General features: G+C 71.4%; 16 protein-coding genes and 1 tRNA gene. 12 read left to right on the forward strand and 5 right to left on the reverse strand.

Annotated features, from left to right (window positions below):
* Window positions 1-630: 630 nt before the first annotated feature.
* Window positions 631-717: transfer RNA gene (locus DDQ41_RS16000), tRNA-Leu, on the forward strand.
* Window positions 718-929: 212 nt separating this feature from the next.
* Here DDQ41_RS16000 and DDQ41_RS16005 read toward each other — a convergent pair.
* Both DDQ41_RS16005 and DDQ41_RS16010 read right to left on the reverse strand, forming a co-directional pair.
* Window positions 930-2,654: a hypothetical protein gene (locus DDQ41_RS16005; protein ID WP_262508475.1), complete on the reverse strand. Its 1,725-nt coding sequence runs from the start codon at window positions 2,652-2,654 to the stop codon at window positions 930-932.
* Entirely contained in the window at window positions 2,655-3,566 is a 912-nt protein-coding gene (locus DDQ41_RS16010; RefSeq protein WP_109295100.1) for a hypothetical protein, read from the reverse strand.
* A gap of 111 nt (window positions 3,567-3,677) precedes the next feature.
* On the opposite strand from DDQ41_RS16010, the gene DDQ41_RS16015 reads away from it, so the two are divergent.
* Complete coding sequence (locus DDQ41_RS16015; protein ID WP_109295101.1) at window positions 3,678-3,989, forward strand: helix-turn-helix domain-containing protein; 312 nt, start codon at window positions 3,678-3,680, stop codon at window positions 3,987-3,989.
* 217 nt (window positions 3,990-4,206) lie between these two features.
* Here DDQ41_RS16015 and DDQ41_RS16020 read toward each other — a convergent pair whose 3' ends face one another.
* Complete coding sequence (locus tag DDQ41_RS16020; protein ID WP_162602693.1) at window positions 4,207-4,428, reverse strand: hypothetical protein; 222 nt, start codon at window positions 4,426-4,428, stop codon at window positions 4,207-4,209.
* A 185-nt stretch (window positions 4,429-4,613) separates the two neighbouring features.
* Here DDQ41_RS16020 and DDQ41_RS16025 point away from each other — a divergent pair, with 185 nt between their 5' ends.
* The gene (locus DDQ41_RS16025; protein WP_147317697.1) at window positions 4,614-5,030 is read left to right on the forward strand and encodes a hypothetical protein; all 417 of its coding nucleotides are present in this window, start codon (window positions 4,614-4,616) and stop codon (window positions 5,028-5,030) included.
* Between the two features lie 101 nt (window positions 5,031-5,131).
* On the opposite strand, the gene DDQ41_RS31325 is transcribed toward DDQ41_RS16025, so the two are convergent.
* Window positions 5,132-5,341, reverse strand: coding sequence for a hypothetical protein (locus DDQ41_RS31325; protein WP_116427535.1), 210 nt, complete (start codon window positions 5,339-5,341; stop codon window positions 5,132-5,134).
* A 136-nt stretch (window positions 5,342-5,477) separates the two neighbouring features.
* Here DDQ41_RS31325 and DDQ41_RS16030 point away from each other — a divergent pair, with 136 nt between their 5' ends.
* Window positions 5,478-5,747 carry an acyl carrier protein gene (locus DDQ41_RS16030; protein WP_033946703.1) on the forward strand — a complete coding sequence of 90 codons (270 nt, stop codon included), beginning with the start codon at window positions 5,478-5,480 and terminating at the stop codon, window positions 5,745-5,747.
* 123 nt (window positions 5,748-5,870) lie between these two features.
* On the opposite strand, the gene DDQ41_RS16035 is transcribed toward DDQ41_RS16030, so the two are convergent.
* Window positions 5,871-6,962: an ISAs1 family transposase gene (locus DDQ41_RS16035; RefSeq protein ID WP_262508401.1), complete on the reverse strand. Its 1,092-nt coding sequence runs from the start codon at window positions 6,960-6,962 to the stop codon at window positions 5,871-5,873.
* Window positions 6,963-7,155: 193 nt separating this feature from the next.
* Between DDQ41_RS16035 and DDQ41_RS16040 the strand changes: the two genes are divergently transcribed.
* The 8 genes from DDQ41_RS16040 (at window position 7,156) to DDQ41_RS16075 (ending at window position 15,946) form a co-directional block, all read left to right on the forward strand.
* On the forward strand, window positions 7,156-8,412 hold the full coding sequence (locus DDQ41_RS16040; RefSeq protein ID WP_109295104.1) for a beta-ketoacyl-[acyl-carrier-protein] synthase family protein: 1,257 nt from the start codon (window positions 7,156-7,158) through the stop codon (window positions 8,410-8,412).
* Complete coding sequence (locus DDQ41_RS16045; protein ID WP_109295105.1) at window positions 8,409-9,605, forward strand: beta-ketoacyl synthase N-terminal-like domain-containing protein; 1,197 nt, start codon at window positions 8,409-8,411, stop codon at window positions 9,603-9,605. The genes DDQ41_RS16040 and DDQ41_RS16045 overlap by 4 nt, the downstream gene beginning before the upstream one ends.
* Complete coding sequence (locus DDQ41_RS16050; protein ID WP_109295106.1) at window positions 9,602-10,720, forward strand: beta-ketoacyl synthase N-terminal-like domain-containing protein; 1,119 nt, start codon at window positions 9,602-9,604, stop codon at window positions 10,718-10,720. Before DDQ41_RS16045 ends, DDQ41_RS16050 begins: the two co-directional genes overlap by 4 nt.
* Before the next feature lie 236 nt (window positions 10,721-10,956).
* Window positions 10,957-11,832 carry an alpha/beta fold hydrolase gene (locus DDQ41_RS16055; RefSeq protein ID WP_162602694.1) on the forward strand — a complete coding sequence of 292 codons (876 nt, stop codon included), beginning with the start codon at window positions 10,957-10,959 and terminating at the stop codon, window positions 11,830-11,832.
* Between the two features lie 26 nt (window positions 11,833-11,858).
* Entirely contained in the window at window positions 11,859-12,833 is a 975-nt protein-coding gene (locus DDQ41_RS16060) for an acyl-CoA thioesterase (protein WP_109295108.1), read from the forward strand.
* Window positions 12,830-14,041, forward strand: coding sequence for a beta-ketoacyl-[acyl-carrier-protein] synthase family protein (locus tag DDQ41_RS16065; RefSeq protein ID WP_109295109.1), 1,212 nt, complete (start codon window positions 12,830-12,832; stop codon window positions 14,039-14,041). The genes DDQ41_RS16060 and DDQ41_RS16065 overlap by 4 nt, the downstream gene beginning before the upstream one ends.
* Window positions 14,038-15,147 carry a beta-ketoacyl synthase N-terminal-like domain-containing protein gene (locus DDQ41_RS31330; RefSeq protein WP_162602695.1) on the forward strand — a complete coding sequence of 370 codons (1,110 nt, stop codon included), beginning with the start codon at window positions 14,038-14,040 and terminating at the stop codon, window positions 15,145-15,147. Before DDQ41_RS16065 ends, DDQ41_RS31330 begins: the two co-directional genes overlap by 4 nt.
* Window positions 15,131-15,946 carry an SDR family oxidoreductase gene (locus DDQ41_RS16075; protein ID WP_109295110.1) on the forward strand — a complete coding sequence of 272 codons (816 nt, stop codon included), beginning with the start codon at window positions 15,131-15,133 and terminating at the stop codon, window positions 15,944-15,946. Before DDQ41_RS31330 ends, DDQ41_RS16075 begins: the two co-directional genes overlap by 17 nt.

Below are 15,946 nucleotides of genomic sequence, written 5' to 3' on the forward strand. Positions count from 1 at the left end.
TGCGGTTGTCCCTATCCGGTTGTCGGTGTTCTCGGCTTGCAGCCCTGCCTTCCCACCCTTTCCCTCTTCTCCACCTCTGCACGGCTTCTGCTTCTTGCTTCTTGCTTCTGCTTCTTGCTTCCGCTTCTGCTACTGCTCCCGTCGGTGCTGCCGTGCTCCCGCTCCGGGTGGTCCCTCCGCCGGGCGTCCTCGACACCGCGGGGGCTGCGGGGGCCGCAGGGGCCGCGAGGCTGCCCGGCCTGCGACTCCGCCTGCCGGCTCCCGGTGCAGTCGCTTCCGCCGGGAGACTTCCGCCGATGGGTTCTGCCGAAGGGTTTCCGCCTACGGCCCCGACCACGGCCAGGGTCCCCAGCCACGACCGGGGCTCCGGAGCCGGAGCCGGAGCCGGAGTCGTGGAGCGGACCGGAACCGTGGCCCTGAAGCGGACCGGAGCCGTGGAGCCGCCGTAGCAGCGCCGCCGGGCCCGACCGCGGTGCGAGGCCGTGCCCGGCAGGCGTCAGCTCCCTTCCTCCGCTGCCGGGAGCCCCCGGAACAACGGATGTGAACCCACCCTCCGCAGCGTGCTAATCTTCTGCATGTCGCCAGGCGCTCGCACCGAACGGGTGAGGGACACGGCGGCAGCACCCAATTGCGCGGGTGGCGGAATAGGCAGACGCGCTGGATTCAGGTTCCAGTGCCCGCAAGGGCGTGGGGGTTCAACTCCCCCCTCGCGCACCAAGGGACACCGGCGAAAGTGTCCTTCTATCACCGACGAAACGGTCGGCATCGCGATGATGATGCCGACCGTTTCGCTTTTCCCTGCTGGTCAGGTGGGTGTGGCGCTTGCACGCGTGACTGCCCGGCGGCTGGGGAGCCGCCGGGCAGTCGGGTTCCGCGTGTTGGTTTGTTGATCTTCAGTTGGCCTGCCTGGGTGTGACCTCGCTTACGTCCTATGCGGTCGTCTCGGTGAGGTATCCCTCGGGGGTCCAGGTGCCCAGGGGTTTGGTCTTGCGTCGGCGGGTGGGGCGGCGGTGGGGGTGGTCGCCGTGGAGCGCGATGCTGCCGGCCCAGGCGGCGAGCTTGCGCTTGTTGGCGTGGGCGAGCTGGAAGGCCAGGAGGATGGCCTGGGCGGCGATGCCGCGGATGCGGCGGGTGCCGCCGGACTCCAGGCGCTCGTAGAAGGGGTCCTTGCCGAAGCCGTTCATGCCCTCGATGGCGTTGCGTAGCCGGAAGTAGACGCGCTGCCACTCTGCGGTGCCGTACTGGAGGGGCTGCCAGAGCTGGGCGCCGGCCTCGGGCGGGAGGGTGATGGTGCGCTGGGTACAGGCCGTGGGCGAGCCGACGGGGCTGGGGGCGGGGTCGATGAGGGGCAGATGGATGCCCCGGCCGAGGGTGTAGGGCTTGAGGGAGCACTGGCCCCGGTTGGCCTCGGCGGGGCACATCATGCGGCGGTGGCCTTCGGCGTCGGTGCGCTGCTTGGGCATGAAGAGGTAGGCGGTGCGTTGTCGGATGCGGTTGATCCAGGTCTGCTTGTCGATCTTCTTGCCGACGAGGTCCTTGGTGGCGTCCTTGAGGGGCTGGGGCATGGAGGGGCAGTACCAGTTGCCCTCGATGAGTTCTGCCCCGGCGAACTGGGCCTGCACGCCGAGCTGGTCCTTGGCGTAGTCGTAGACGGGCTGGTAGCCCAGGGCTCGGATGGGGAGCTGGAACTTGTGCGCCTTCTGGTCGGGGTAGAGGCGGTCGCCGGCGAGGTAGCCGCGGGGGTAGCGGGGATCGACGTGCTGGAGGGCTTCGAGGGCGACTTCGGAGGGGCGATGGCTGGGCTTGTCGAGGGAGAAGGCGACGACCAGGGACGGGACGACGTCGGGGTTGGCCGATCCGTCGGGCAGCGGTGCGCCGTCGTGGTCGGGGTCGCGCGCGACGACGAGGCAGGCGTCGTAGCCGAACAGGCGCTTCTTGACCCGCTCCTGCGCCGGCACGTCTGTCACGAGGGGGTCCTTGTGCTTGGCGGTGCGGACGTACCAGCCGGCGTCGGGATCGCTCGCCGTGACCGGGCTGTCGGACGACAGCCCTTTCGCGTACGTGCCGATGACGGTGGCGTCCAGGGCGGCCGAGCCGTTCCAGCGCCCTTCCAGCAGGACGTGGGCGTCGCGCAGGGACATGGCGAGGATCCGGTTGGCGATCCAAGGCATGAGTGATCGTTTACGAGTGAGCTCGTCGGGATCGGCCTCGCTGAGGAGGCATGCGACCAGGTCGCGGTCGAGGCGGTGGTTCTTGGGCAGCGGTGAGGGGTCGACGGCTTCCTCGATGCGGTGGAACAGGCGTCGGACGACTCCGTACGCGGCTTCGAAGCCGTTGGCGTGGTCGGGGTAGCGGGGGACACCGAGTTGCTCGCGTGCCTGGTCGGACAGGGCGAAGTACAGAAGGTTCGTGACCGACGTCAGGGTGACGGTGCCGGCGTTGCGTGCGGCGGCCAGACACATTCCCAGGAGCAGGGACCGTACACCGAGTGTGCGGCTGCGGCCGGTGGACTGGGCGACGAGGGGTTCGACCTCGGAGACGAGACCGGAGTCGTCGAGCGCGGCCGGTACCTGGTGGACTTCGGCGTCGGGGATGGGCAGGCGGCGGGTACGGAGCGTGGCGATGTGCGCGTGGCGGTCGAGGCGGCTGGTCATCTACAGCTCCCTCAGCATGGCGGCGGCCTGGTCGGGCGGGAGGTTGCGGACGTGGGGCAGGATCCGGTCGATCGAGCGGAGAGTGGTCAGGCCGGCGGCTGCCATGAGGGTGGGCAGGTGCATGCGTGCCTCGACGGCGTCGACGAGCCAGGTGGCGCGGGCCCGGCCCATCACCAGGGCCGGTGTGCCGGGGGTTTGCTTGGTGCGGGCCAGGAAGTTGGTGACGGTGTTGGTGCCCCGGGCGTGGCTCGCGGGGCGGAAGAGGTAGCGGGCCTGGCCGGGGAGGGAGGCCCGGGCGGTGGCCTCGGTGAGGACCGGGGCCCAGGCGTTGCGGCACAGCACGATCCGCTTCCTTCGCCCGCGCACCGAGACGGCGACCGCGCCGTTGGGCGCTTCGCGGATGTCGTGGGTGCGCAGCGGGATGATCTCGGGTGAGTCCAGGCCGCAGCCGAGACCGAGGGCGAGCAGGGCCAGGGAGCCGTAGCGGAGTTCGTCGGTGGGCTGGGCGCGGGCGGAGGCGTACAGCAGGGCCTGCTCCGACTTCGTGTAGGGGCGGGAGGGATCAGAGCCGGTGTACGCCGCCGGGGCGCCGGTGGTCAGGTCGGGGCCGAGCAGGGCGCGGCGGAGCTTGTTGAGTCGGCAGCGGCGGTTGGAGCGGGACGACTCGTCGGCGTGCAGGTAGCCGGTTGCCAAGTACCACTCGATCGACTCGGGAGTGAGCAACTGCTCGACTCTCGTGGACTGTCCGCAGGCGTCCGCGTGAGCGGCGGCGTACACCAGGGCTCCAAGCCAGTCGCGTGCCTCCTTCGGCGTGGCGGGCTTGGCCTTGGTTACTGCACGACGGCAGTCCGCGCCGATTCGCTCCCAGACCGGGCCGGGAAGCTTGGGGCGGTACTGCTCGATCGCGTCCATCGTGACTCTCCACCAGGAATAGACCCCGGGCGGGGTAATATTCCAATAACATTCGGTGAGAGTGGCGGCCGCCGTCATCCCGGGAGGTCCGTATGGGCGAGACTCTTTGCTGTGCCACAGGGAGACAAGCGCAGCCGCAGGCCCGTCGGGTACGTCCTCGAGGGCACCTGGCCGGGCGCTGTGCTCGATGACCACCACGGGGCGCGGGTCGCCCAGGAAGTGGCCGCGCGGCTGCGGAAGGTGGTCGACGCCAACGGCTGGTCGATGGTGGAAGTGGCCCGACGGACGGGCATCGACCGCCTGACCGTCACCCGAGTGCTCGCCGGAGAGGTGTGGCCTGACCTGCTGACGATCGCCACCCTGGAGAAGACACTCGACGTGGATCTGTGGCCCGGGCGTGAACCCGGCAATCCGCCGCGATGAATTCGCATGGACATTCGGCTCCTCGAAAAGAGGCAGGGTGAAATGGCCGAATGCCGTACACGTCCGGGCGGAGCCGGGTAGTGTCGGAAACAGCCTTAGCGGGCTATAGCCGTCGCCGCAGACTCAGGGGGGCAACCCTGGGTCGTCCTACGCGGCGGCGGTTATTAAGTTGTGCGGGGCTGGAGCCTGCGGCGGTGATGACCGGCGGGCACCTGTGTCAGGCGAATCTCCAGTTCATGCGGGGCCGGTAGTAGGTGTGGAAGTCGCCTTCGACGGTCACTCGTTCCAGGGCGCCGCGCCGTGCAAGGTTGCGCAGGTTCTCGCGTAGCGCACGGCGGGCGGCGATGTCGCTTTCGGTGATGCCGAGGAGCGTGGCGACGTCACCGGTGCCCCAGTCGGCGTCGGGGCGCTGAGCCATGACCGTGAGGATCTGCTTCATGCGGGAGCCCCGGACGATCACCTCGTCGGGGGATTCGCTAGCCGCTTCCGGCTGTGAGCTGGTGCTACCGGTGTCGGGCTCGTCCGTCGGGACGTGAGGACCGGCGGATGTGTAGCCTCCAGGTTCGGGTGGATCGGTGGGGGGTGTCGCGCTGGGAAGCTGCGTGTCTGCGGGGACGATAGTGAGTGGCCTGCCTGGCTGCGGGGCGAGCCGGTGATCTTCTGCTGCGGGGCGAACATCTCGCGAGCGGTCTTCAGCGCCGACTGGGTACACGTCAGAGCCGCCCAGGCTTCCTCCTTCCCGGAGGCGAGCCGCATGCGATGCTCTCGCTTCTTCAGCAGCAACTGCTCAAGACCAGCGATGTCGGTGTCACATTCTCCCAGCGCCGCATCGTATTTTCGGACCGCTTCTTCGAGCGTTTCCGGAGGGGCGTCCGGGACGATCTTCTCTGTCGCCTGAAAGGCCATGCCGCCACGGAAGGGGCAGTCGGCCATATATGTCCCGCCTTCGCCGTAACTGGGCGAGGTGCGAGGAAGCTGGAGAAGCTGAAGTTCCTTTTTGTCTCAGTTGCCTATTCGCTGCTCGAATGGAAAAGCGAGTGAAAGGGTTTAGTGGGCACGGAGGTTCCCCGTTCGTTCTGGGTAGATGGCCAGAGTGGTCTGCGGGGGCTACCACTGTCCCGCCACAGATGGCCTTCGGGAGGTCATCTCGTGCGTGAGTCGCGCCAAGGTGCGGCGAGGTCGTCGAACAGCGCGTGGGTGAGGCATTCGGTGCCGTCCCGGATGGCCCGTATGGCCCCGCTGCGCAGAAGGTAGCCCAGGCGGTCCGCCCGGCCGCCGGTGAGCTGGTGCAGGTAGTCGGCCCCGCCTTGGTGCAGCGCTGGGCCTGCGCGACCTGGCTGGTCGGGCTGCATGACGGGACTGCGCGCCAAGCAGATGGGCCGGCTGGTGGAGTCGGACCGTATAGGCCGCGTATAGCGGCCGATTCCACCCTCGACTCACACGGGCGGAGTTACCGGACTCCGATACCGATCCCGCATTGGAGTCGAGATGACCAACGTGAGCTTGACGAACGGCCTTGACGCTGCCCGCAAGCAGGAGATCAAGGAAATCATCTGCGACATCCTCGAGATCGACGAGGACGAGGTCACCGAAACCAGCCTCTTCAAGGAGGAGCACGACGCGGACTCGCTGCGCGCGATCGAGATCCTCGCCGCCCTGGAGCGGACCCAGAAAGTGACGATCGACCAGAGCGAGCTCAGCCGCATGGTCAACCTGGAGGGCGTGTACGCGGTGGTGACCGAGGCCGCTCAAAGCTGATCCGTCGTCCCGACCGCCAGATGGGTGAGCTTTTGATGAATGCTTCGATCAGCACGGATGAGCGAGGTCACGGCGGGCCCCGGCGCCCGCACCCCGAGGGCAGGGTCCCGGCAAAGTCGTTGATCATGCGGTCAGGATCAGGTTGATGGGGCGGTCGGTGTCGCGGGCGTGATGTCGTAGGGCGGCGGCGATGTTGTGGTGGCCGTGCAGGCGGAGCAGGGTGATGACGGTGTTGCGCAGGGCGGCCATGACGCGGGGTGCGTTGCCGGTGCGGACCTGGGAGCGGTCTTCGTCGAAGGTGACGTCGCGGATCCAGTGCAGGCGGTTCTCGATCTGCCAGTGCGACTGCACCCATGCGGCCAGGAGTGCCGGCGGCGCGGTGTGGGCGTCCGCGCTGGTGATCAGGTAGACGATCTCGACCGTCCGCCTGCCCTTCCTGGTGACGGTGCGCCGTAGTCGGGCGACTTGCGTGGCTGCGGTGAAGCCGATCCAGGCGGGCACGTCGGCGACCTTGATCGTGCGGGTGACGCGGCGTCCGTGTCCGCGCTCGGTCCTGGTGAGGGCGGGCATCCGGGCCCAGGGCAGGGCCTTGAGCTGGTTGTACAAGGACTTCTGGTTGGCCTTCACGGTCAGGACGTAATCGGCGCCGGCCTCTGTCACCAGCGCTGCGGTGTCGTGCTGGGTGTGCAGTGCGTCCATCGTGACGACCACGCCGTCCAGGTCCAGGAGTTGGAGCAGGCGGCGGGCGGCGGGGATCTCGTTGCTCTTCTCCCCCACCGCGACCTGGCCGAGCACCGCCCCGGATCCGTGAGCGAGGGCGGCGACCAGGTGCGGCGCGGAAGAGCTGTCGCCGCGGGCGCCGCGGACCGTCTTGCCGTCGACGGCGATCACCCGCCGGCCCGCGACCAACGCGGCCCGCGTCACGGCCCAGGCCCCCAGCACCGCGTCGAGACGGTCCGCGTCCAGCCTCGCGAACAGACGGCGCAGCGTCGACTCGTCCACCGACCCCCGCTCCAGACCCAGCCGGCCCAAGGCGTCGGCCCCCGCGTCCCGGGCCCACTCCCCGATCGCCGTGAACCCCCGTGCCCCGGCGATCACCGCGCACACCGCGACCGCGATCAGAGCGCCCACCGAATGACGGACCCCGCGCCGACGGCGCGGATCGGGTATCCGACCGAGCAGGTCGACGAGAAGCTCATGATCCGGAACGAGCATGCGGACAGGCGCGGAGATGCGAGACGATGACATGGCGCGGGCGTTGTTCTCTCGGACGGACGGACGGCGTAGGAACCTCCATCCAACCCGACCTGAACACGCCCGCGCACCCTCATCTCACGCAGAAACACCACGTCACAGCCCTACAGGGCGACTTTGCCGGAGCCCTGACCCCGAGGGCGCCGGCCGCCGGGTGGTCATCACCGGACTCGGTGTGGTCACCAGCATCGGCATCGGTGTCGAGGCCTTCACAGCCGGGCTCCGCGAGGGACGCAGCGGCGTCAAGCCGATCACCGCGTTCGACACGACCGGATTCGCCCACGCCAACGGCTGCGAGGTCACCGACTTCGCGCCGGAACGCTGGATCACGCGGCAGGACCCCGAGGAACTGGGCAGGGCGAGCCAGTTCTCGGCCGCCGCCGCGCGGATGGCGGTCGAGGACGCCGGCCTGACTTTGGCGGACGTGCGCTCCCGCCGCTCCCTGGTGTCGGTGGGCACCACGGACGGCGAGTCCCGCGACCTCGACCAACTCGTCGCCGCGAGCGTGGACGGTGGCCCCGGCGCATACGACCCGGCCGTCGCCCGGCGCGTCCCGGCCGTCGCCCGGCGCGTCCCGGCCGGGCGCCTGTCGGCCGGCATCGTGCGCGAGCTGGAGTTGGAGGACGTGGAGGCCGTGACGATTCCGACCGCGTGCGCTGCGGGCAACTACGCGGTCGGCTACGGCTACGACGCCCTGCGCAGCGGTGATGTCGACATCGCCCTGTGCGGTGGCGCCGACGCCGCGTGCCGCAAGACGTTCACCGGCTTCTACCGGCTCGGCACCATCGCCCCTGAGGTGTGCCGGCCCTTCGACAAGGACCGCGAGGGCATCCTCACCGGCGAGGGAGCGGGCATCCTCCTGATGGAGAGCCTCGACTCCGCGCTCGCCCGCGGAGCCCGCATCTACGCCGAGGTGCTCGGGTACGGGCTCGCTTGCGACGCCCTGCACCCGGTCGCCCCGGACCGGGACAGCATCGCGCGGACGATCCGGCTCGCCCACCGCAACGCCGGGGTGACGCCGGATCAGGTCGACTTCGTCTCCGCGCACGGCACCGGCACCGAGGCCAACGACATCACGGAGGCGGGCGCGATCCGCCAGGTGTTCGGCGAGGGGTCCATGCCGCGCACGGTCTCCATCAAATCGATGATCGGCCACAGCATGGGGGCGGCCAGCGCGGTCGCCGCGGCGGCCTGTGCGCTGGCGATCACCGAGGGATTCATCCCGCCGACCATCAACCACCGTGAGACCGACCCGGAGTGCGGTGTCGACTGCGTGCCCAACCGGGCCGTCGAGGCGGAGCTGAACGTTGTGCAGAACAACGCGCTCGCGTTCGGCGGCAACAACGCGGTGCTGATCCTCGGGGCGTACCGCGACGCGGAGCGTACGGAGCCCGTGGGGAGCGCGGCATGAGCTGGATCGTGACCGGGATGGGCGCCGTCGCCAGCATCGGTGCCGACGTCGAGGAGATCTTCGACTCGCTGATCGCCGGCCGCAGCGGGCTCGGACCGCTGCACGGCTACGACCGGGAAAAGTTCCGCGCACAAGTGGCGTACGAGATCGACGACCGTCCGGCGCCGGGCGTGGACGTGCCGCTGCGGGCGACCCGCTGGCTCGAACGTGCGGTGGCACAGGCCGCGGCGGACGCCGGACTCGGCGACGACCTGTCGGAGGTGCCGGTGCTCGTGGGCACCACCCTGCGCGAGCTGCGCTCGGTGGAGCTCTCGTGGCGGGGCGGGATCCCGTTCGACGCGGCCGACCTGCACTTCGGGACCATGTTGCGGCACCGGTTCGGCGCCGCTGACACCCACACCGTCGCCAACGCCTGCTCGGCGTCGCTGTACACGCTTGCGCTGGGCGCCGACCTGCTCGACCTGGACGCGGCGGACACCGTCGTCGTGGCCGGGGTCGACACCATCACCGAGAGCACCTACGGGTTGCTCGACCGCTGCTATGCCGAAGCCCCCGACCGCGTCCGGCCGTTCGACCGGGAGCGGCGCGGGATGCTCCAGGGCGAGGGCGCGGTGGCGGTGGTGCTGCGCCGGGAGGCGGACGGGCCCGGGCCGGGCTCCCGGGTGCACGCCCGGGTGCGGGGGGTCGCCGTCAACTGCGACGCCTACCACTCGTCGGCACCGGACGCGAAGAGCATCACCGCTGCCGTCCACGAAGCGCACCGCAGGGCCGGGGTACGGCCTGCGGACATCGACCTGGTCATGCTGCACGGCACCGGCACCCCGCTGAACGACGAGGCCGAGTCGAGCGCGCTCGGCACGGTGTTCGCGGGCCTGTCCCCCTCCCCCTACATGACGGCGATCAAGTCGATGACCGGGCACACCGCGGGAGCCTCCGGACTGCACAGCCTGGTCGCGGCGGTCGACGTGATGCGCACCGGCACCATCCCGCCGACGGTGTATCTCGACGACCCGGTGGACGCCGTGGCCGGCTTCCGCCTGGTGCGAGGAGGCACCGTGCGGCCTCAGGAGCCGCTGCGGCTGGCACAGATCGACTCGTTCGGGTTCGGCGGGCTCAACGCGGTCGCGGTCGTGGAGCGTGTCGCCGACGAAGCGCTGCGGCACCCGATGCATCCCGAGGGAGGAGGCAAGTGAGTACCGGACGCACGGCGTGCGCGGTGATCACCGGGCTCGGCGCCGCCGTACGCGGGCTGACCGGGCCGCAGGATCTGCTCGGGCCGCTGCCCGTCGGCCACCGGGACGAAGCCGACCCCGTCTCCCGGCTCAAGGGGCGCGGGCTGCGCTACAAGGACCGCGCCACAAAGCTCGGCATGGCCGCGGCCGCGGACGCCCTGCGCGCGGCCGGGCTCACCGACGACAACGGGGGCCTCACCGTCCCCGGCGAGAGCGTGGGCGTCGTGGCCAGCACGAACTACGGCAACGCCGACACGGTCTGCGAGACCGTGCAGACCATCGCCGAATCCACCTACCTGGCGACCAGCCCCATGATGCTGCCCGCCACCTCCAGCAACGTCGTGGCCTCCTGGGTGGCCATCACGCACGGGCTGCGCGGCGCCAACCTTACGCTGTGCAACGGGCCGACGTCCGGCCTGGACGCCGTCAACTGGGCCCGGCTGCTGATCGCAGCCGGCCGGGTCGAACGGGTCCTGGTCCTGGGCGTCGAGCCGGACAACGCTGCCGTCCGGCATGTCACGGGCACGCCCGAGGCCCCGGTCGCGGAGGACCCGGCTGCGGTTCCCGAACTGTTCGACGGGGCGGTCGCGCTGGTCGTGGAGTCGGCCGCGTCGGTGCGTGCCCGGGGCGCGCGGCACCTGGCCGCCGTGGGGCCCTACGCCCGCCGAGGCGACCACGCCGAGGCGGTCGCCGCGGTGCGGTCCCGGCATGCCGGGCGGATCGGGCTGTGGTGCGTGCCGGAACACCCGGAGGGGGTGACGGCTCCAGCGGCGGGGCTGGGCACCGGGGCGGGCAGCGCGCCCGTCCACGACCTGTCCGCCCTGTACGGACCTGCCTCGGGTGCGCTCGGCGTACTGCAGTGCGCGGCGGCGGCCGTCTGGCTGGACGGCCGGGCCGGTGGTCGTCCCGATGACGCCGAGGCGGTGCTCGCCAGCGCGGGCACCGGCGACGCGGGCTGGGACGACGCGAGCGCGGCCCTGCTGCTGACCGGCCCCGCAACGGTGTCGGCGGGGCCCGGAACAGCGTCGCCCAGGACCGAAGCCGTGCCGATGGAGTCCGTGGGCGGCATTCGATGAGCAGGTACGAGGTACCGTGGCCGCCGGCCGACGCGTCTTCGGAGACGACGACCCGCGTGCTGGGTGAGCCGGCCGGCGAAGCGCGGACGGGCCGGGGCGGGCATCGCGGCCCGGGCGAAACGGACGCCGGCGGCCCGGCACCCGAACTGCAGGACCGATCGCCGTCCGGAGCGCCGAAGGGCCAGGCCCAGCCTCGCCATCCCGCCGAACCGGTCGGCGGACCAGCCGGCGGTGGCATGGCGACCGGGCTGCTGGGGTTCCATGGGCAGCGGACGTCCACCGTGCGGTTGCGGCGGGCGGCCCGGGGCGGCTCCTCACCGGTGCGGATGCTGCTGTTGCACGGGCTGGCCGGGGCCACCTCCGTGTGGCGGTCGTACGAGGAACTGGCCCTGGACGGCGTCGAGATCTGGGAGGGAGTCCTGCCATGGGGAGCCGAGGGCGACCCCGGGTGGAGCGTGCACGACGACCCGGCGGAGCACGTGGAGCGGGCACTCGACGCGATGCCCGGCGGGGTCGACGCGGTCATCGTGCACTCCTTCACCGCGGGACCGGCCCTGGAGGTGCTGGCCCGCCGGGCAGCTGGCCGCGGGCCGCGAGCCGCCGTGGTCGTGGCGCCCTTCCATCGGCGCAGTCCCGGGGACTTCACCTGGGACGACGCCCTGTACTACCTGAGCGGCTTCCACCGCATCCTCGAAGAGGGGCTGCGGATCGGCGCGGGTGACCGCATCGCGCCCGCGCTGCGCGCCGCCATGGCGATGCGGGTGCGGGACCGGATCGGTCCCTACGGCTGGCAGCAGTTCTTCGGGGCGTACCTGCGCAGCCCTCACCTCGATGTCGCCGCGCTGCGCCTGCCGGTGCTGGTGGTGGCCGGCACGGAGGACTTCGCCGCCCCGCCCGGCGACGCCCGCACGCTGGCTGGGGCGCTGCCCGACGGCAGGTTCGAACTCTTCGACGACTGCGGCCACTTCGCCATGGTGGAGCAGCCACGGCGGTTCGCGGACGCGGTGCACGCCTTGCTGAGCGAGGCCTTCCCCGACCGCCTGGCGAACGGCACGGCCGCCACCGCCGTACCGCCGCCTTCTGCCCCACTCGCAGTTCACCCTCTTCCGTAACTCCACCTCTATGTAACGGAGTCGACGTGACCACCCACACCCCTGACATCGAGGCCTCGGTCCTCGCCCTGAAGGAGCCCAGCTCCCTGGAGATCCGCCCCCGCTACGAGGGCTCCAACATCTGCACCTGGATCGGGTTCAAGCACGTCAACTACCTGGTTGAGGAAGCCGTGCTGAACCACCTCAGGCAGGCGGGTATCGCGCCGGGCGAGATCTACGAGGTGTACGGCCTGTGCACGGACATCGTGGACATCGACACCCGCATCCTGCACGCCTTCCACATCGACGACACGGCCGTCGCCGAGGTCGGGCCGCATCGCAGGGCCAAGGACGACGAGATGCTGTTCTCCGTCGCCCTGCATGTGCGGCGCGACACTCTGCTCAAGGCCGTGACGTCCACCGTCCGCGTCCAGCTGCGCCTCGACCCGCGTGGCGGCGGCGAACAGCCGCTGCCAGCCGCGCTCGCGCCGTTCGCGGTCGACCGGCTCGCCGCGACGCCCGGCTGGACGCCGGAGCCCGTCCAGGTCGACCTGTCCGCCGACGACGTGCTCAAGGAGCTGACGGCCGGGCGCAACGCGTACGCGTGGAAGTTCCGCATCCCGTACTGGTACTGCCACTTCACCGAGCGTCAGCAGATGTCCGGCTATCTCCGGCTGATGGAGGAGGCCAAGGACCGGCTGGTCGCCGACCGCGGGGTATCCATCAAGACGCTGCTGGACGAGCAGAACTGGATTCCGGTGGTGCCGCACTCGCGGATCACCGTCCTCGACGAGGCCCGTATGGAGGAGGACATGTACGTCGTCCTCACCGTCGAGAGCGTTTTCAAGGGCTTCACGTACGACTCGCGCATGGACACCTACGTGGTGCGCGACGGGAAGCTGGTGCAGACGGCGACCGGCCGGATCACCCACGGTTACGCGGTGATCGAGAACCGTCGCGCCTGGTCCCTGGTGGCCTTCGACGACCGTATGAACGCGGCCCTGGAGGGCCGGACGGCATGAACCGCGAGGTCGAGGTCGTGGTCACCGGGGTCGGCGCCGTCACCTGTCACGGTGCGGGCGCCGACACTCTGTGGCGGGCCATGACGGCGGCCGGAACCCGTCTGCCGGACCGGCCGGCGGACCCGCTCGCCCGGATGGACCTGCCGTTCATCGGCCTGGTGCCCGACCCCGACCTGGCGGCCGACCGGGCGACGCGGTTCGCATCGCTCGCCACCGCTGAGGCGCTGGCCGACGCAGGACTGGACGCGGCGGCGCTCGCCACGGCCCGTACGGCCGTCGTGCTGGGCAGTTGTATGGGCGAGCCGGGCGCCAACGAACGCGGCCGGGGGGATGACGGTGCCTGGACGCCGCCGTTCCGCCTGGCCGGCGCGCTGGCCACCGAACTCGGGCTGTTCGGCACGGTCCACGACATCGGGAACGCCTGCGCGGCCGGGGCGTACGCGCTCGGCATCGCGGCGGATCTGGTGCGCGCGGGCGTGGCGGACGTGGTGATCGCGGGCGGCTCCGACGCGTACTCGCGGGTGGCACTCGGCTGCTTCAACCGGCTCGGTGCCGTCGACCCGGAGCGCTGTCGGCCCTTCGAGGCCGACCGCGACGGCACGGTGTTCGCCGAGGGCGCGGGGATCCTCGTCGTGGAGTCGGCGGCGCACGCCCGGGCGCGGGGTGTGACGACCGGTGACGGCCGTGGCGTGCTGCGGCTGTCCGCCGTCGCGTGGAGCTGCGACGCGGACCATCCGACGGCGCCGCGGGCCGACGGCGAGCAGATCGTGCGGGCCATGCGCGAGGCCGTGGGCGGCGCGGCCGACGACATCGGCTGCGTGGTGCCGCACGGCACCGGCACCCGGCTCAACGATGTCATGGAGAGCCGGGCCCTGCACCGCGTCCTCGGGGCGCGTGCCGCGCGCGTGCCGCTGTACAGCCTCAAGGCACTCCTCGGCCACGCGGGCGGGGCGTCCGCCGCGCTGGCCGCCGTGGCCGCGGCGCTGATCCTGCGCCATGGCACGGTCCCGCCGAACGTGCCGCTGAAGGAGCAGGATCCCGAGTGCGCGGTGGCGCTGCCGCAGGGCGAGCCGGTGCCCTTGCCCGCAGGGGCGCGGCGTGTGCTGGTCAACGCCTACGGGTTCGGTGGGAACAACGCGTCGGTGGTGCTGGCGGGGAGCGCGGACGCGGTGGGGCTCAGAGCAGGGAAGGGGGGAGTGCCGGTATGACGGATATGTCCGAAGATGGACTCGTCGTCACCGGTGCGGGTGTGGTCACGCCGTGGGGTGACTCGCCGGAGGTGGCTGCGGCGGCGGGCGGGGTGCCGATGGCGGATGCCGACGACTGGTTCGACCACCGGGAGCGGCTCGGGCCGCGCGGCTACAAGTACTTCCCGGCGGCCGCCCAGTACGCCCTCGCCGCGGCGCGGGGCGCGCTCGCCGACGGGGGTCGGCCCGACGCGGTCCCGGCAGACCGGCGCGGGCTTCTGCTCGCCACCAACGCCGGGCTCGCCGGGCTCTTCGACGCCATGGACGCCACTGTCGCCGAGTCGGGTGCGGCGGGTATCTCCCCCGCCTCGGCCCCGTACTTCGCGGTCAACGTCCTTGGCAACCGGCTGGCCGTCGAGTTCGCCCTCAACGGCTTCGCGCTGACCGTCGCCACGGCCCGTACGGCGGCGCTGGACGCGCTGTCCACCGCGGCTCTGGTGCTGGCGTCCGGCCGCGCCGACGCGCTGGTGCTGGCGGCAACCGAGGAACCCGTCCCGGACGGCCGGGGCGGCGGGGGCGAGCAGGGCGCCGCGGTGCTCACGCTGGAGACCCCGGCCGGGGCGCGGGCACGCGGCTCGGCGGTACGCGCGACAGTGCGGGCCCGCTCCCTGTTCGTACCGCCTGCCGCACTGGCCAACCAGGCGGGACGGACCCGCGCCGCCCGCGCCCTCACCACGGCGCTGGCGGAGCTGACCGCTCCGGGAGACCGCCCTGTCACGCTCCACCTCGATCTGGACGGCTCCCAGGTCGCCGAAGCGGTCGCGTCCGCGGTGGTCTCCCGCCGCCCGGTCCCGCCCGGAGACGCTCCCCTGACCGACACCCCGGAACACCCCCGCCGCGGCCCGGCGGCAGACCCGGCACCGCGGACCGGGTGTCTGGGCCCTGCCCTGGCCGTGGCCCACGCCGTCACCACGCGGGACGGGGTCGGCCGGCTGGTCGTTTGTGCGACCGGCGCCGGGCATGTGGCGCTCGTGCGTGTCTCCCCCGTAACCGCGCCGTCCGTACCTCCCGCGTCTGTCGAACCACCCCACCGCACACAGGAGTCAGAGCATGCTGAAGTCGCTTGAGGGCAGTTGGTGCCTGGTCCTCGGGGTTTCCAGTGGGATCGGGCGAGCCATCGCCCTAGGGCTCGCCGAGGAGGGTGTCCATGTCGCCGGCGTGCACTTCGACACGGCGTCGCGTGCCGAGGAGGTCGAGGAATTCGTCGGGGAGATCCGGGGCAAGGGGGTCGAGGCGCATTTCTTCAACGCCAACGCCGCCTCCCGGAGCACCCGGCAGGAGGTCGTCCCCCGGCTGGCCGAGCTGACCGGCAGCACCGGCGGCGTCCGTATCCTGGTCCACTCGCTCGCCTTCGGCACCCTTGTGCCGTTTCTGCCGCGCGCCGGCTGGGACAAGCAGATCAACGAACGCCAGCTGGAGATGACCCTCGACGTCATGGCGCACAGCCTCGTGTACTGGACACAGGACCTGCTCGCGGCGGGCCTGCTGCGCGACGGCTCGAAGGTCTACGCGATGACGAGCGCCGGCACCTCCCAGGCGCTGCCCAGCTACGGCGCGGTCTCGGCGGCCAAGTCCGCCCTGGAGGCCCATGTCCGGCAGTTGGCATGCGAACTGGCCCCCCGGGGCGTCGCCGTGAACGCGCTGCGCGCCGGCACCACCCTCACCCCGGCCCTGCGGCGCATCCCCGAACACGCCGGCTACGTCGAGCGCGCCGCCGAGAACAACCCCCACGGCCGGCTGACCCGGCCGGAGGACGTCGCGGACGCCGTGGCGCTGCTGTCGCGCACCGAGTCCTCCTGGCTGACCGGCAACACCATCGGCGTGGACGGCGCGGAACTGCACGCCGCCGCCGGCGCCTGGGGCTGA

Source organism: Streptomyces spongiicola (assembly GCF_003122365.1).
GTDB lineage: Bacteria > Actinomycetota > Actinomycetes > Streptomycetales > Streptomycetaceae > Streptomyces > Streptomyces spongiicola.

Excerpts from the sequence above, each read along its gene's own strand:
- DDQ41_RS31330 (WP_162602695.1), top strand. The coding sequence starts at position 14,038 with ATGACGGATATGTCCGAAGATGGACTCGTCGTCACCGGTGCGGGTGTG.
- DDQ41_RS16020 (WP_162602693.1), bottom strand. The coding sequence starts at position 4,428 with ATGAAGCAGATCCTCACGGTCATGGCTCAGCGCCCCGACGCCGACTGG.
- DDQ41_RS16065 (WP_109295109.1), top strand. The coding sequence starts at position 12,830 with ATGAACCGCGAGGTCGAGGTCGTGGTCACCGGGGTCGGCGCCGTCACC.
- DDQ41_RS16045 (WP_109295105.1), top strand. The coding sequence starts at position 8,409 with ATGAGCTGGATCGTGACCGGGATGGGCGCCGTCGCCAGCATCGGTGCC.
- DDQ41_RS16010 (WP_109295100.1), bottom strand. The coding sequence starts at position 3,566 with ATGGACGCGATCGAGCAGTACCGCCCCAAGCTTCCCGGCCCGGTCTGG.
- DDQ41_RS16030 (WP_033946703.1), top strand. The coding sequence starts at position 5,478 with ATGACCAACGTGAGCTTGACGAACGGCCTTGACGCTGCCCGCAAGCAG.
- DDQ41_RS16005 (WP_262508475.1), bottom strand. The coding sequence starts at position 2,654 with ATGACCAGCCGCCTCGACCGCCACGCGCACATCGCCACGCTCCGTACC.
- DDQ41_RS31325 (WP_116427535.1), bottom strand. The coding sequence starts at position 5,341 with ATGCAGCCCGACCAGCCAGGTCGCGCAGGCCCAGCGCTGCACCAAGGC.
- DDQ41_RS16055 (WP_162602694.1), top strand. The coding sequence starts at position 10,957 with ATGGCGACCGGGCTGCTGGGGTTCCATGGGCAGCGGACGTCCACCGTG.
- DDQ41_RS16075 (WP_109295110.1), top strand. The coding sequence starts at position 15,131 with ATGCTGAAGTCGCTTGAGGGCAGTTGGTGCCTGGTCCTCGGGGTTTCC.
- DDQ41_RS16035 (WP_262508401.1), bottom strand. The coding sequence starts at position 6,962 with ATGCTCGTTCCGGATCATGAGCTTCTCGTCGACCTGCTCGGTCGGATA.